We start from the raw sequence: 15,477 nt of genomic DNA, 5'->3' as shown, positions 1-15,477 counted from the left end.
CGCCAGCCCTTTGTGGAACAACGGGTTGGCGATCCACGATTTCCGCAAGGGGCCGGTTGTACGCATAATGACCGGTCCCAACCATCCGTCGACGAGGCACACCCGCATGGCCCGCATCATCGCCATCGCCAACCAGAAGGGTGGCGTCGGCAAGACCACGACCGCCGTCAACCTGGCCGCTTCCCTGGCCAACGCACCCAAGCGCGTGCTGTTGGTCGACCTGGACTCGCAGGGCAACGCGACCATGGGCAGCGGCGTGGACAAGCGTGAGCTGGCGGCCTCCACCTGCGATCTGCTGCTGGGCGAGAACAGCGCCGCCGATGTGCGCGTGCAGACCGCCGAAGGCTACGACCTGCTGCCGGGCAACATCGACCTGACCGCCGCCGAGATCCAGCTGATGGGCCAGAGCGAGCGCGAGCAGCGCCTGAAGCGCGCATTGGCGCCGATCCGCGACGAGTACGACTACATCCTGATCGATTGCCCGCCGGCGTTGTCGCTGCTGACGCTCAACGCGCTGGCCGCCGCCGATTCGGTGATCGTGCCGATGCAGTGCGAGTACTACGCACTGGAAGGCCTGAGCGCGCTGGTGGAAACCATCGAAGCGCTGCGCACCAGCCTGAACCCGGCGCTGGAGATCGAAGGCGTGCTGCGCACCATGTTCGACGTGCGCAACAACCTGGCCAACGCAGTGTCGGCCGAGCTCACCGAGCACTTCGGCGACCGCGTGTTCCGCACCATCGTGCCGCGCAACGTGCGCCTGGCCGAGGCGCCCAGCCATGGCCAGAGCATCGTCGGCTACGACCGCGCCTCGCGCGGTGGCGTAGCCTACCTGGGCCTGGCCGGCGAGATCATCCGCCGCAACAACGAACGCAACAAGGCCGCCAAGGCCGTGGAGACCGTCTGATGACCAGCAGCAAGCCGGCAGCCAAGAAGCGAGGCCTCGGCCGTGGCCTGGACGCGCTGCTGGGCCCGAAAGGCGCGGTCAGCCAGGTGCAGGCCACCACCGCGGTGATTGAGCCGCTGCCGGGTGAAGTGCTGCGCAAGTTGCCGGTCGGCCAGCTGCAGCCGGGCAAGTACCAGCCGCGCCGCGAGATGGACGAGGGCAAGCTCTCCGAGCTGGCCGACTCGATCAAGTCGCAGGGCGTGATCCAACCGATCCTGGTGCGCCAGCTGCCGGCAGGCAACTACGAAATCGTCGCCGGTGAGCGCCGCTGGCGCGCATCGCAGCTGGCCGGCCTGGACGAAGTGCCGGTGGTGGTGCGCGAGCTGGAAGACCGCACCGTCATCGCGATGGCGCTGATCGAGAACATCCAGCGCGAAGACCTCAACCCGCTGGAAGAAGCCGAGGCGCTGCAGCGCCTGATCAGCGAGTTCACCCTGACCCATGCCGAGGCCGCCGAGGCCGTCGGCCGCTCGCGCGCGGCGGTGTCCAACCTGCTGCGCCTGCTGGAGCTGCCGGTGGCGATCCGCTTGCTGCTGGAAACCCGCCGCCTGGAAATGGGCCACGCCCGCGCGCTGCTGACCCTGGCTCCCGAGCTGGCTGGCAAGCTGGCGCAGGAAGCGGCCGATGAAGGCTGGTCGGTGCGCGAGGTCGAGCGCCGTGCGCAGGCCTTCGCGGCCGGCAAGGTGCCGAGCAACCGCCCGGTGGCGACGCCGAAGGTGCAGCAGGCCGACATCGCCTCGCTGGAAACCGAACTGTCCGAAGCACTGGGTGCCAAGGTGGCGATCAACCACGGCCGGGGCGGCAAGGGCAAGCTGATCATCCACTACACCGACCTGGATACCCTGGACGGCGTGCTGGAAAAGCTGCGTACGCGCCAGGGCTGAGCCCGGCGCAGCGCCAGGGGGTGCGGCCTGTTCCCGCCGCGTCCTGCAGATGACAGGGAACGCACCGCCGCGCGTGCCGGGGATGCACTGCTCTCCGGTCCGCGGCCTCATCCAGGGAACAGGACATGAGCAACGAATACGAGGACGTCAGCCCGGACGGCACCCAGATACTGGTACATCGCCGCGAAAAGGACTTCGTGCCCGCCATCGGCGAAGAACAGCACATCGAGGCGATCAGCGCCCACCTCGAACGCCATCTGGGCCCGGTGTCCGGTGTCTTCCACGAGATCATCTCCGATCTGGTGCACATCGACGTGCACGTGGTGCCGGCCAATGACCACTGCCCGTACCTGCGCCTGGTCACCTCCGGCATGAGCGACCTGCCGATGACCGTGCCCGCCGAGGTGGACGCGGACGTGCCGCGCTACATGGAACTGATGGTGACCCTGCCGGCCGACTGGCCGATCTCCCAGGACGCCTTCGAGGACGAGCGCAATTACTGGCCGGTGCGCCTGCTGAAGGGCATGGCACGGTTGCCGCACGAGTACGACACCTGGCTGGGCTTCGGCCACACCATTCCCAACGGCCATCCCAGCGAGCCCTACGCGCCGGGCGTGGGTTTCGACGGTGCCATCGTGCTGTCGCCGGTGACCGCCCCGGAGGACTTCGCCACGCTGGCGCTGGAGGACGGCAGGACCATCAGCTTCATGAGCCTGGTTCCGCTGTACCCGGAAGAGATGGACCTGAAGCTGAGGAAGGGCGCCGAGGTGCTGCTCGACCGCTTCGATGCGAAGAACATCCAGGACGTGATCGAACCCGGCCGCACCAACGTGGCGAAGAAGCGTTTCGGTTTGTTCTGAGACCGGTAACATCAGGGGCCTGAACTTCGTTTCCAGGCCCCTGTCATGACCATCCTGCTCACCGGCGCTGCCGGCTTCATCGGTGCCTACACCGCCCGCGCGCTGCTGGAGGCCGGCCAGCCCGTGGTCGGCCTGGACAACTTCAACGACTACTATGACCCGCAGATCAAGCGCGACCGCGTGGCTGCGCTGTGCCCGGCGCTGGACCTGCGCACCCTGGACCTGACCGACCAGCAGGGCCTGGCGGCACTGTTCGACGAGGTGAAGCCGACTGCGGTGATCCACCTGGCCGCGCAGGCCGGCGTGCGCTATTCGCTGGAAAACCCGCACGCCTACGTCGACAGCAACCTGGTCGGCTTCGTCAACATGCTCGAACTGTGCCGTCACCGTGGCGTGCAGCACCTGGTGTATGCCTCCAGCAGCTCGGTCTACGGTGATTCGGCCACGCCGCCGTTCTCCGAGGACCAGCGCGTGGACCAGCCGCGCTCGCTGTACGCGGCGACCAAGGCGGCCAACGAGCTGATGGCCTACACCTACGCGCAGCTGTACGGCCTGCATGCCACCGGCCTGCGCTTCTTCACCGTGTATGGCCCGTGGGGCCGGCCGGACATGGCACCGCTGCTGTTCTCGCGCGCGGTGCTGGCCGGGCGGCCAATCGACGTGTTCAACGAGGGCCGCATGCAGCGCGATTTCACACATGTCTCCGACATCGTGTCGGGTATCCTCGGCGCGCTCGCGCATCCGGCCGATGGTCCGGTACCGCACCGGGTGTTCAACCTCGGCAACCATACGCCGGTCGAGCTGGAGCGCTTCATCAGCGTGATCGAGCAGGCCGCCGGTCGCCCCGCGCAGAAGGTCTACAAGCCGATGCAGCCGGGCGACATGGTGCGCACGATGGCCGATACCCGGCGCGCCCATGACGCATTCGGCTTCGACGCGGTGACCCCGATCGAAGAAGGGTTGCCCCCCGTCGTGCAGTGGTGCCGCGAGTATTTTGGCGACCGCGCCTGAGGACGGATCCTCACACAGCCGGATTCATCTTCGGATAACCTCGGCTTCGGAGAATGCGCGGTCTTTGTCCCCCTTTGGCCGAGTGCCTTATGAGCCAACCCGAGCTTTCCGTTGTCGTCCCGGTGTTCAACGAACGCGACAACGTCGCCCCGCTGGTTGCCGAAATCACCGCTGCACTGCGTGGCCGGCTGCCGTTCGAGATCGTCTACATCGATGATCACTCGCGCGATGACACCCTGGCGGTGCTGCAGGGCCTGAAGGCGACCACACCGGAACTGCGGGTGCTGCACCATGTGAACCAGAGCGGGCAGAGCACCGCCGTGCGCACCGGTGTCAAGCATGCGCGGGCGCCGTGGATCGCCACCCTGGATGGCGATGGCCAGAACGATCCGGCCGATATCCCCAAGCTGCTGGCCGCGCGCGATGCCGCCGAGGCGCAGGTGAAGCTGTTCGCCGGCTGGCGGGTCAACCGCCAGGACAGCGGCAGCAAGCGCTGGGCCAGCAAGTGGGCCAACGCCATCCGCGCACGCATGCTGCGCGACGATACGCCCGATACCGGCTGCGGCATCAAGCTGTTCGAGCGCAGCGCGTTCCTCGACCTGCCGTACTTCGACCACATGCACCGCTATCTGCCCGCGCTGATGCAGCGTGCCGGCTGGAAGACCACCAGCGTGCCGGTCAACCACCGCCACCGTACCGCCGGCGTGTCCAAGTACAACAACCTGGGCCGTGCACTGGTCGGCATCCGTGACCTGCGCGGCGTGGCGTGGCTGATCACCCGCAGCAAGCGCACCGCGGTGGAGGAGCGTTGATGGATCTGGAGCTGCACTGGCTCGACCAGCCGCTGACCTGGTTGTACTGGACCGGCCTGCATGTGACCGGCTGGAAGCTGATCGGCTATACCGGCGCGCTGATGTTCGGCGGCCGCTGGCTGGTCCAGTTCATCGCGTCCAAGCGTGCGGGCAAGCCGGTGATTCCGCGCCTGTTCTGGTACATGAGCGTGGTCGGCAGCCTGATGACGCTGAGCTACTTCCTGTTCTCGGCCAAGCAGGACTCGGTGGGCGTGCTGCAGAACCTGTTCCCGGCGTTCACCGCGCTGTACAGCCTGCAGCTGGACATCAAGCACCGGGGCTGGAAGCGGGACAAGGCCAGCCATTGAGACTACGCCGGGATGCGGTCTGCCGTGGGTAGAGTCGACTGTCAGTCGACTTTCGCGCGGAGCGCGGGGTTTGCTGCATATGGCGGAAGAGCAGCCGACTGACAGTCGGCTCTACCACGCGCCTTCGGCGCTGGGGCCCCGGCCTGCGGCCGGTTCCCGGCCCTGCCTGCCGTGGGTAGAGTCGACTGTCAGTCGACTTTCGCGCGGAGCGCGGGGTTTGCTGCATATGGCGGAAGAGCAGCCGACTGACAGTCGGCTCTACCACGCGCCTCCGGCGCTGGGCCCCGGCCTGCGGCCGGTTCCCGGTCCTGCCTGCCGTGGGTAGAGTCGACTGTCAGTCGACTTTCGCGCGGAGCGCGGGGTTTGCTGCATATGGCGGAAGAGCAGCCGACTGACAGTCGGCTCTACCACGCGCCCCCGGCGCTGGGGGCCCGGCCTGCGGCCGGTTCCCGGTCCTGCCTGCGCTGCAGGCAGGACCTTCGTCCCATGCCGTGGGCCGTGGGCGGTGCCATCATCGGGGTCTGCCTTCCCGGGAACCTGTGCTCGTGAAAACCCGTCTTGCCGTTGCCCTGCTGATTGCCCTGTCCGCCCCCGCCGTGGCCCTTGCCGCGCCGCCTGCCACCGCCGCACCGGCCAGCGTGGCCACCGAATCGCCCGCCGATGCCGCCTTCCGCGCGCTGTACGAGAAGGAATGGAAGTGGCGCCAGCAGGGCGGCGGTGAGGCCAGCGAGGACGAAGACGCGCCGGCCAATGCCACCCGCATGCCCGATGTCGGCCCGGCCGCGCAGCAGGCGCGCCTGAAGGTGTGGGACGAGACCCTCGCCGCGCTGAAGAAGATCGACCCGAAGACCCTGTCGCCCGACAACCAGGTCAACTACGCGATCTACCACGACCAGGTGTTCAACCTGGCCGAAGAGACGCGCCTGCGCGGCTACGAGATGCCGTTCAACGCCGACTCCTCGTTCTGGTCCAACCTGTCCTTCATGGCCCGGCGCGAGATGAAGACCGTGCAGGACTACCAGAACTACATCGCACGGCTGAACGATGTGCCGCGTTACTTCGGCCAGCAGACCGAGAACATGCGTGCCGGCCTGAAGCGTGGCTTCAGCGTGCCGCGTGCCGTGCTCGATGGCCGCGAAGTGTCCATCGCCACCGTCGCCGAGCTGAAGGACCCGACCGGATCGCCGTTGTACGCGCCGTTCAAGAAGCTGCCCACCACCATCCCGGCCGCCGAGCAGGCCAGGCTGCAGGCGCAGGCGCGTGAAGCGATCAGCGGCAAGGTGGTGCCGGCGTTCCAGCAGCTGCGCACCTTCTTCGTCAACGAGTACGTGCCGCAGGCGCGCACCACCCTGGCCGCCGAAGCGATGCCTGATGGCAAGGCGTACTACAAGCAGCAGATCCACGAATACACCACGCTGGACCTGTCGCCGGACGAGATCCATCGCATCGGCCTGGATGAAGTCGCACGCATCCAGAAGGAAATGAACGACATCATCAAGCAGGTGAAGTTCAAGGGCAGCTTCGCCGAGTTCCTGACCTTCCTGCGTACCGATCCGCAGTTCTATGCCAAGACGCCGGAAGAGCTGCTGTCGCGTGCCGCGTGGATCTCCAAGCGGGCGGACGGCCAGCTCGGCAAGTACATGACGCTGCCGCGCGCGCGCTTCACCATCGTGCCGGTGCCGCCGGATATCGCGCCGTTCTGGACCGCCGGCCGTGGTGGCATGGGCACCTACTGGCTCAATACCTACAACCTGCCGTCGCGCCCGCTGTACAACCTGCCGGCACTGACGCTGCATGAGTCCGATCCGGGCCACGCGCTGCAGGGCGCGATCGCCGCCGAACAGAAGAACCTGCCCGAGTTCCGCCGCAACGCCTACATCTCCGCCTATGGCGAAGGCTGGGCGCTGTACTGCGAGAAGCTGGGCGTGGAGATGGGCATCTACGAAACCCCGTACGAGGATTTCGGCCGCCTGACCTATGAGATGTGGCGCGCCGCGCGCCTGGTGATCGACACCGGCGTGCACAGCAAGGGCTGGACCCGCGAGCAGGCGCTGGCCTACCTGCGTGACCACACCGCGCTGAGCGAGCATGAAGTGACCACCGAAGTGGACCGCTACATCTCCTGGCCGGGCCAGGCACTGAGCTACAAGCTGGGCGAGATCGCCATCGTGCGCCTGCGCGCGCAGGCCGAGAAGGAACTGGGCGACAAGTTCGACATCAAGGGCTTCCACGACACCCTGCTCAAGCAGGGCTCGGTGCCGCTGCCGGTGCTGGAACAGCAGATCCAGGCCTACATCGCCGAGCGCAAGAAGGCCTGACCGCTACCGGGTAGTGCCGGCCGCTGGCCGGCAATCCGACCCGGTCACGGGGTCGGATCCCTTTCCCAGGGAAAGGGCTCCGACCCCCTCTCAGCTCACCCCACCGCCCGCGGCTTGGCCACCCGTGCAGCAAACGTCGGCAGCACCAGCAGGGTCAGCACGGTGGCGGTGATCAGTCCGCCGATCACCACCGTCGCCAGTGGCTTCTGCACCTCCGCACCGGAACCGCTGGCAATCGCCATCGGAATGAAGCCGACGATCGCCACCAGCGCCGTGGTCAGCACCGCGCGGATGCGGCTGGAGGCACCGTTGATCGCTGCCTGCAGCGGCAGGTCACCGGCATCCAGGCGTTCGCGGATCGCCTGCATCAGCACCAGGCCGTTCAACGTGGCCACGCCGGAGACGGCGATGAAGCCAACCGCCGCCGATACCGAGAACGGCATGCCCCGCAGCAGCAGCGCGAGGATGCCGCCGACCAGCGCCAGCGGCACGCAGCTGAACACCAGAATGGCTTCCTTGCCGCTGCGCAGGGCCATGAACAGCAGGCTGCCGATCAGCAGGAACACCACCGGCACCACCGTTGCCAGTCGCTTCTCCGCGCGCTGCAGGTTCTCGAACTGACCGCCCCAGGTCAGGTACGCACCCGGCGGCAGCGCCACGTCTGCCACCGCCGCCTGTGCTTCGCCCACGAAGCCGCCCAGATCACGGCCACGCACGTTGGCCTGCACTACCACGCGGCGGCTGCCGTTGTTGCGGCTGATCTGGTTCGGTCCTTCGCTGACCGTGATGCGCGCGACCGACGACAGCGGAATCACCAGCCCCGAAGGCGTGGCGATCGGCAGCGAGGCCAGCTGGTCCGGATCGTTGCGCGAGGCATCGTCCAGGCGCACCACTACGTTGAAGCGGCGATCACCTTCGAAGATCTTGCCGGCCGCCGTGCCGCCAATGCCGGTGGACAGTGCATCACTCACATCCGCGGCAGTCAGGCCGTACTGCGCCGCCGCCACGTGGTCGATCGCCACGTTGAGCGTAGGCAGGCCGGAGATCTGTTCCACCCGCACGTCGGCCGCGCCGTTCACCGCACGCAGCTTCAGCGCCACCTGGTCGGCCACCTTCTGCAGCTGGCTGAAGTCATCGCCGAAGATCATCACTGCCAGGTCGGTACGCACGCCGGAAATCAGCTCGTTGAAGCGCAGTTCGATCGGCTGGCTGAACTCGAAGCTGTTGCCCAGCTGCTGCCCGGCCAGCTTTTCGAAGCGCGCCACCAGTGCGTCCTTGGCCAGCTTCGGATCGGGCCAGTCCTTGCGCGGCTTCAGCACGATCACGCTGTCGGAGATGTTGGTCGGCATCGGGTCGATGGCCGCCTCGGCGGTACCGGTACGCGAGAACACGGTCTCCACTTCCGGCTGCGTGGCGATCGCTTTCTCCAGCGCCAGCTGCATCGCCAGCGACTGCTCCAGCGAGGTCGACGGCACGCGCAGGGCCTGCATCGCCACGTTGCCTTCGTCCAGCGTCGGCATGAACTCGCGGCCCAGCAGCGAGAACGCGCCGATGCCCACCACCACCATCATCACCGCAGCTGCCAGCACCGTGCGCGGATGCGCCACGGCCTTGCGCACCATCGGCTCGATGCGCGCACGCAGCACGCGGATCAGCTTCGTCTCGTGCTCGCCATCTTCGGCATGCGCATCGCCGTCCTTCACCTTCGGCTCGCGCACCAGCAGCGCGGCCATCGCCGGCACGAAGGTGAAGGAGAAGATGAAGGCACCGACCAGGGCCAGCATGAAGGTCGCCGCCATCGGGTGGAACGTCTTGCCCTCCACCCCTTCCAGCGTGAGGATCGGCGCGAACACCAGCAGGATGATCAGCTGGCCGAAGGCCGCAGGGCGCGCCATCTTCATCGCCGAATCGGCGGCCACGCGCAGCCGCTCCATCGCGGTCAATGCACGGCCCAGTTCGGCGCGGCGCTGGCCCAGCATCAGCAGCGTCGACTCGACCACGATCACCGCACCGTCCACCAGGATGCCGAAGTCCAGCGCACCCAGGCTCATCAGGTTGCCGCTGATGCCGAAGCGGTTCATGCCGATCACTGCGAACAGGAACGACAGTGGAATCACCAGCGCGGTGATCGTTGCTGCACGCAGGTTGCCCAGCAGCAGGAACAGCACCACCACCACCAGCAGCGCGCCCTCGGTGAGGTTCCTGGCCACGGTCTTGATGGTGGAATTGACCAGCACGCTGCGGTCCAGCACCGGCGCGGCCACAATGTCGGCCGGCAGCGATCTGTTCACCTGTTCCAGGCGCGCCGCAGCGGCCTGCGCCACGGTGCGGCTGTTGCCGCCGGCAATCATCAGCGCGGTACCCAGTACGGCTTCATGGCCGTTGCGGCTGGCCGCACCCAGGCGCGGCGCGCGGCTCAGCTCGACCTCGGCCACATCGGCCACGCGCACCACCACGCCATTGCGGGTGGCCACTGGGGCCTGTGCCAGATCCTCGGTGGTCAGCGCCAGGCCATCGGCACGCACCACCAGTCCTTCGCCGGCGCGCTGCACGAAACCGGCACCGGCCTGCACGTTGGAACGCTGCAGGGCGGTGACCAGATCGGCCAGGCCGAGGCCGTGCGCGGCCAGCCGCGCGCTGTCCGGATGCACGCCATATTCCTTGACGTAGCCACCGACCGTATCGACGCCGGCCAGCCCCGGGCTGGAACGCATCTGCGGCGCGATGATCCAGTCCTGCACGGTACGCAGGTAGGTGGCACGTTCTTCCGGCGTGCGCAGCAGATTGCCTTCCGGCGTGCGGTAGACCTCGCCGGCCTGCCAGCCGGCTTCACCCGGCTTGGCCAGCCTGGCCGGATCGAACGTGGTGAAGTCCACGGTCCACATCAGCACTTCGCCGAGGCCGGTGGTAACCGGCGACAGCATCGGCGACGCGCCATCGGGCAGGTCTTCCGATGCCTCGCGCATGCGTTCGGCCACCTGCTGGCGCGCGAAGTAGATGTCGGTCGCATCGGTGAAGATCGCGGTGACCTGCGAGAAGCCATTGCGCGACAGTGAACGCGTGGTGGTCAGGCCGGGGATGCCGGCCAGCGCGGTTTCCAGCGGGTAGGTCACCTGCCGCTCGATCTGCTCCGGGGTCAGCGCCGGTGCCACCGTGTTGATCTGCACCTGGCGGTTGGTGATGTCCGGCACCGCGTCGATCGGCAGCTTGCCCAGCTGGAACAGGCCCACCGCGGCGATCAGCGCCGCCATGAACACCACCAGCCAGCGGTGGCGCACCGCTGTTTCAATGATCAGCTTGAACATGGTCGCCTCCTCAGTGGCCGTGCTCGGCTTCGCCCTTGGCCAGCTCGGCCTTGAGCAGGAAGGCGTTGCTGCCAACGATGCGCTCGCTGCCGGTCAGGCCACCGAGGATCTCGATGCGTTCACCAGCGCGACGGCCGGCCAGCACCGGCTGCGCCTTGAAGCCACCTTCGACGGCAACGAACACCGCGCTGCTGCCATCGACGTTCTGCACCGCATCGGCCGGGACGCTGAGCGAGCCGTCCTGGCCTTCGGTGACCACTACCGCCGATACCGGCGAACCGGCCGGCGGCAGCGACGCATCCACCGGCGTGGCACGGATGACCGCGACGCCGCCCTGCTGGCGCACATCGGCGGCCGAACCGGTGACGGTGGCGGTGAAGCTGCCACCCGGCACGCTGACTTCCAGCTTCATGCCGGGCGTGACCTGCGCGGCCAGCGCGGGCGGTGCGGTGAACACCAGCTCGTTCATCGTCGGGTCGGCGACGTCGGCCACCGCGCTGCCGGCGGCGACCACGCCGCCCGGAGTGACCTGCACGTTGCCGACGATGCCGGCCACCGGGCTGGTGATGCGCACGCGGCCACTGGCGTCGGGCGCACCGTTGGCGGCGGCCTGGGCCTGCGCGGCAGCAGCCTGGGCCTGTGCCGCCAGCGAACGTGCACGCGAGGCTTCCATCTCCTGGCGGGCGACCACGCCCTGGTCGACCAGCGCCTTGTCGCGGCCATAGGCCAGCCGCGCGGCTTCGGCTTCGGCCGCTGCGGCCAGCGCATTGGCGCGGAACACCGCCGCTTCGCCGCTGACCACGATCGCCAGCGCCTGGTTCTGCTTCACCGCGGTGCCCGGCGCGACCAGCACGCGCTCGACGCGGCCGGTCACGGTCGACGCCACCGAGGCGCGTGCGCCGACCGACGGTTCGACCCGGCCGGACAGGCGCGTGGAACCACCGCCACCGCGACCGATTGCGACCACTTCGATACCGGAGGCCTTGATCTGCTCCGGGGTCAGCTGCACCACGCCTTCGTCGGCGTCAGCAGGCGCCTTCGCGGTTTCTGCCTTGGCTTCCTTGCTGCCAGCGGCATGGCCGTGGCCATCGTCGTTGCCGGCCTTGGCCGCAGCGGGGTTTTCATTGGCAGGCGTCTGCGCGTTGCCGGCGCAGCCAGCCAGCAGGACGGTCAGCAGCACGCCGCCGATCAGCGGGAAAGTACGGGAGAGAGTCATGGAGCCTCCACAAAGGGTGCGCGCCCTTCCAGGCGGGCAAGATCGATTTCCGCGGCGACGCGCGACAGGCGCGCATCCACGGCGGTGCCGCGGGCGGCGATGAGGGCGCTGCGCGTGCTGCGCAGTTCCAGCTGCGAGATGCGTCCGGCGTCGAAGCCAATGCGGGCCAGGCGATACGCCTCTTCGGCGGCGACCACGCTTTCATCGGCGGCGCGGGTACGGCTACTGGCGGCCTTCAACCCGGCCACCGCAGAGAGGCGCTCGGCCTCGCTGTCGCGGCGCTGCTGGTCCAGGCGCGCTTCGGCCGCGCGCTGGTCGGCATTGGCGGCGCGGATGCCACCGCGGTTGCGGTCGAACAGCGGGATGCTGAGGCTGACCCCGAGGTTGTAGGCACGCTCGCCGCCTTCGCGGAAGCGGGTCTGCGCGGCGGTGACACTGAGGTCGGGCAGGGCACGCTTGCGCTCCACCTCGACCAGCTTGCCCGCCGCATCGGCTTCGGCTTCGGCGATGCGCACCGCCAGTGCCACGTCGGTGGCGCCACGCGGCAGCGGCGGCGCACGGTCGAGCAGGCTGTCGTTGATCGACTGCACCGGGGCATCCAGCAGTGCGGCACCGGCCAGGCGGGCCAGCGCGGCATCGCGGAACGCCTGCGCTTCATCCAGCGCTGCGCTGGCGTTGGCCACCTCGCTCTGCGCCTGCACCGCACGCAGCTGCGGTTCGCGGCCCTGCTTGACCAACGCGTTGACGGCGTTGGCGTCAGCGCGGGTGAGGGTCAGTGCTTCTTCGGCCAGGGTGTAGCGGCGCAGTGCACTTTCCGCCTGTGCGTAGACCACCGCCAGCTGGCTGGCCACGTCGCTGCGGCTTTGGGCACCACGCAGGTTGGCGGCCTGTGCTTCGGCCCGGGCCGCACGGACGCGCGCGCCACGCTGGCCCCAGACCTCCAGCGGCTGGGACAGGGTGAGCACGGTATCGGCCTTGCCCATGCCGCCGTAGGAGCCGGTGCCCCAGGCGTTTTCGGCGGAGTAGGACAGGGAAGGGTTGGGCAACGCACGCGCCTGGTCGGCGCGCGCATCGGCGGCCTCGGCCAGTGCCGTACCCACGCGGGTGCCGGGCAGCTGCTCCAGGCGTTCAAGCAGGGTGTCGTAGGAAGGGGCGGCTTGCGCCATCACCGATGCCGCCGGGGCCAGGCCCAGCAACACGGCGACGACCCGCCCGGCCGCACGCAGCGACCGAGGTGTCAGGATCGACATAGGGGGATTCCGGTTGTGAGTGAAACGGGAGCCCGCAATCGCGGGACGCGCTCAACTCACGCCCGGGGGGGACGCGTCAATTCATCCTGGGCGACCGCATAGGTCGCCGCGTCGCCGGCATTCATCCAGCGCGCCGGCAGCGGCGCACCGAAGGCGGCAAGGGTGCTGGCCGGCAGGCTCAGGTTGGAGTGGTGGCAGTGGTTGTGGCTGCAGGCACCGGCGTGCTTGCTGTCACTGTCACCCTCGGCATCGTTGGCGTTGCTTTCCACGTGCACCGCAGTGGTGTCGTGCGGTTCGACCGCGCAGGCCAGCACGTCGGCCACCGGCACGACCACGAATGCCGCCATCAGCAGCATCATCAGGTACGAGCGAAGGTGGCGGGAGATCCGGCGCATGGAAGGGAGGCTAGCAAGCGGTTTTCGCCGGATACAATATCAATGGCCGCTTCGGGAATACGTCGGAATCTCCCGTTCAGGTGGGCCGGGCGCGGGGTCGGATCCCTTTCCGCCGGAAAGGGCTCTGACCCCGACACCTTGCTGCCGGCCAGCGGCCGGCACTACCGGTCTGCAGGCAGCTTCGCGATCACCTTGATCTCGAACTGGAACCCGTACAGCCAGGTCACGCCAATACCGGTCAGGGTCGGGTGCGGCGCCTCGCCCCAGTACTCGGGCACGATCGCCCAGGCCTTCTCGAAGTTCTCTTCCGGATCGACCAGAAATACAGTCACATCGATCACGTCATCGAACGTGCAGCCGGCAGCGGCCAGCACCGCATTGAGATTCTCGAACGCGCGGCGCACTTGGGTTTCGAAATCCGGCTCGGGCGAGCCGTCCTCGCGGCTGCCGACCTGGCCGGAGACGAACAGGAAGCCATTGGATCGGATCGCCGGCGAGTAGCGGTTGCGCTCGTACAGGGCCTGGCGGCCGGCGGGGAAAACGACATCACGCTGTGACATGGGGAAGATCCGTGGGAGAGAACGCCATCCTCCGCGCCAGTGCTGTCTGGATAAACCGCGATGATCGGCCTAGATTGATTGCCAATTCCAAACAATCATGGCCCGCCATGGACCGTTTCGAGTCGATGCGGGCGTTTGCCCGGGTCGTGGAAACCGGCAGCTTCACCCGCGCCGCGCACACGCTGCAGATCAGCCGCACCACGGTCACCCAGCTGGTGCAGCAGCTGGAGGCACACCTGCGGCTGCGCCTGCTCAACCGCACCACGCGCCGGGTCAGCGTCACCACCGACGGTGCAGCCTACTACCCGCGCATCGCCCGCCTGCTGGCCGAGCTGGAAGAAGTGGAGGGCGGGCTGGGTGACGCGGCCACCCAGCCACGCGGGCGGCTGCGCGTGGATGTGCCCGGGCCGTACGCGCGGTTGCGGCTGGTGCCGGCGTTGCCGGATTTCCAGGCGCGCTACCCGGAGATCCAGCTGGACATCGGCGTCAGCGACCGCGAGGTCGACGTCATCGCAGACAACGTCGATTGCGTGATCCGGGGTGGCACCCCGGCCGACCCGGCACTGGTGGCGCGACCGCTCGGCGCGCTGCCGATCGGTTTCCACGCCAGTCCGGGCTATGTGCAGCGCTTCGGCCTGCCGACCGACCCGCGCGCGCTGGAAGGACCCGACCACCACATGATCGGCTTCCTCAGCCCGCGCAGTGGCCGGGCGCGGGTGTTCAGCGCACAGCGCGGCGATGAGCGCGTTGAGGTGCAGGGCCGCTATACGGTCGGCTTCGATGATGGAAATGCCTATCTGGCCGCTGCGTTGGCGGGGTTGGGCGTGGTGGCGCTGCCCAGCTACATGGCCGAACCGCACGTGGCGCGCGGCGAGCTGCTGCCGGTGTTGCAGGACTGGCAGCTGCCGCCGATGCCGATGCATGTGATGTTCCCGCCGAACCGGCACATGAGCCAGCGGCTGCGGGTGTTTATCGATTGGGTGGTGGAAGCGTTGGGGTGAGTGCATCGGCCGCGTGCGAGAATCGGCGCGCACGTACTGGAGAACGCACACCCTGATGAGCCGCATCGTCGCACTGGATACCGAAACCACCGGCATCTCCCACCGCCTGGGGCACCGGGTGATCGAAATCGGTGCCGTCGAACTGATCGATGGCCAGCTCACCGGCCGCCAGTTCCACACCTACCTGCAGCCGCAGCGCAAGGTGGATTGGGGCGCACAGCGCGTGCACGGCATCAGCGATGCGATGCTGGTGGGCAAGCCGCTGTTCTCCAGCAAGGCGGCCGAACTGCTGGAGTTCCTGCGCGGCAGCGAGATGGTCGCGCACAACGCTACCTTCGATGTGGGCTTCCTGGACAACGAGCTGCGCCTGTCCGGCATCCCCGGCACGCTGGCCCAGCACTGCCGCATCACCTGCAGCCTGAAGCTTGCGCGGGGACGCTGGCCGGGTCAGGGCAACAAGCTGGATGATGTGCTGCAGCGCCTGCGCATTCCCAGCCAGCGCGGCCTGCATGGCGCGTTGAAGGATGCGCACCTGCTGGCGCAGGTGATTCCGCACCTGCGCTGAGGCCTGGCCG

The 15,477-nt window shown here is 68.1% G+C and carries 14 protein-coding genes; 9 read left to right on the top strand and 5 right to left on the bottom strand.

The features are described 5' to 3' along the window. Positions 1-106: 106 nt before the first annotated feature. From Q9Q79_RS20060 to Q9Q79_RS20030, 7 genes are all read left to right on the top strand, one after another. The gene (locus Q9Q79_RS20060; RefSeq protein ID WP_005411653.1) at positions 107-904 is read left to right on the top strand and encodes a ParA family protein; all 798 of its coding nucleotides are present in this window, start codon (positions 107-109) and stop codon (positions 902-904) included. Then, positions 904-1,827: a ParB/RepB/Spo0J family partition protein gene (locus tag Q9Q79_RS20055; protein ID WP_005411652.1), complete on the top strand. Its 924-nt coding sequence runs from the start codon at positions 904-906 to the stop codon at positions 1,825-1,827. The genes Q9Q79_RS20060 and Q9Q79_RS20055 overlap by 1 nt, the downstream gene beginning before the upstream one ends. 125 nt (positions 1,828-1,952) lie before the next feature. Next, positions 1,953-2,687, top strand: a complete 735-nt coding sequence (locus Q9Q79_RS20050) for a suppressor of fused domain protein (protein WP_024957791.1) — start codon at positions 1,953-1,955, stop codon at positions 2,685-2,687. Between the two features lie 45 nt (positions 2,688-2,732). Further along, positions 2,733-3,698 carry an NAD-dependent epimerase/dehydratase family protein gene (locus Q9Q79_RS20045; RefSeq protein ID WP_005411650.1) on the top strand — a complete coding sequence of 322 codons (966 nt, stop codon included), beginning with the start codon at positions 2,733-2,735 and terminating at the stop codon, positions 3,696-3,698. 89 nt (positions 3,699-3,787) lie between these two features. Beyond that, positions 3,788-4,510, top strand: a complete 723-nt coding sequence (locus tag Q9Q79_RS20040) for a glycosyltransferase family 2 protein (RefSeq protein ID WP_005420380.1) — start codon at positions 3,788-3,790, stop codon at positions 4,508-4,510. Continuing rightward, entirely contained in the window at positions 4,510-4,857 is a 348-nt protein-coding gene (locus tag Q9Q79_RS20035) for a lipid-A-disaccharide synthase N-terminal domain-containing protein (RefSeq protein ID WP_005414908.1), read from the top strand. The genes Q9Q79_RS20040 and Q9Q79_RS20035 overlap by 1 nt, the downstream gene beginning before the upstream one ends. 545 nt (positions 4,858-5,402) lie before the next feature. Then, complete coding sequence (locus tag Q9Q79_RS20030) at positions 5,403-7,175, top strand: DUF885 family protein (protein ID WP_049396040.1); 1,773 nt, start codon at positions 5,403-5,405, stop codon at positions 7,173-7,175. A 95-nt stretch (positions 7,176-7,270) separates the two neighbouring features. Here Q9Q79_RS20030 and Q9Q79_RS20025 read toward each other — a convergent pair whose 3' ends face one another. The 5 genes from Q9Q79_RS20025 to Q9Q79_RS20005 form a co-directional block, all read right to left on the bottom strand. Next, positions 7,271-10,480 (bottom strand): CusA/CzcA family heavy metal efflux RND transporter, encoded by a 3,210-nt coding sequence (locus Q9Q79_RS20025; protein WP_005411646.1) that lies wholly within the window; start codon positions 10,478-10,480, stop codon positions 7,271-7,273. 10 nt (positions 10,481-10,490) lie between these two features. After that, on the bottom strand, positions 10,491-11,696 hold the full coding sequence (locus tag Q9Q79_RS20020) for an efflux RND transporter periplasmic adaptor subunit (RefSeq protein ID WP_111197066.1): 1,206 nt from the start codon (positions 11,694-11,696) through the stop codon (positions 10,491-10,493). Next, positions 11,693-12,946 carry a TolC family protein gene (locus Q9Q79_RS20015; RefSeq protein WP_201861943.1) on the bottom strand — a complete coding sequence of 418 codons (1,254 nt, stop codon included), beginning with the start codon at positions 12,944-12,946 and terminating at the stop codon, positions 11,693-11,695. The genes Q9Q79_RS20020 and Q9Q79_RS20015 overlap by 4 nt, the downstream gene beginning before the upstream one ends. Positions 12,947-13,002: 56 nt before the next feature. After that, positions 13,003-13,341: a hypothetical protein gene (locus Q9Q79_RS20010; RefSeq protein ID WP_201861942.1), complete on the bottom strand. Its 339-nt coding sequence runs from the start codon at positions 13,339-13,341 to the stop codon at positions 13,003-13,005. A gap of 161 nt (positions 13,342-13,502) precedes the next feature. Beyond that, positions 13,503-13,901, bottom strand: coding sequence for a RidA family protein (locus Q9Q79_RS20005; RefSeq protein WP_049459522.1), 399 nt, complete (start codon positions 13,899-13,901; stop codon positions 13,503-13,505). A 107-nt stretch (positions 13,902-14,008) separates the two neighbouring features. On the opposite strand from Q9Q79_RS20005, the gene Q9Q79_RS20000 reads away from it, so the two are divergent. Together Q9Q79_RS20000 and dnaQ are read left to right on the top strand one after the other, a co-directional pair. Beyond that, positions 14,009-14,902, top strand: a complete 894-nt coding sequence (locus Q9Q79_RS20000; RefSeq protein ID WP_150359364.1) for a LysR family transcriptional regulator — start codon at positions 14,009-14,011, stop codon at positions 14,900-14,902. 55 nt (positions 14,903-14,957) lie between these two features. Next, a complete protein-coding gene (gene dnaQ, locus Q9Q79_RS19995; RefSeq protein ID WP_005411640.1) occupies positions 14,958-15,467 on the top strand; it encodes a DNA polymerase III subunit epsilon in 510 nt (169 codons plus the stop codon). Positions 15,468-15,477: the final 10 nt, after the last annotated feature.

It is taken from the genome of Stenotrophomonas sp. a6, from assembly GCF_030913325.1.
In the GTDB taxonomy this organism is placed as follows: Bacteria; Pseudomonadota; Gammaproteobacteria; order Xanthomonadales; family Xanthomonadaceae; genus Stenotrophomonas; species Stenotrophomonas maltophilia.
This window is presented reverse-complemented; position numbering and strand designations above follow the sequence as displayed.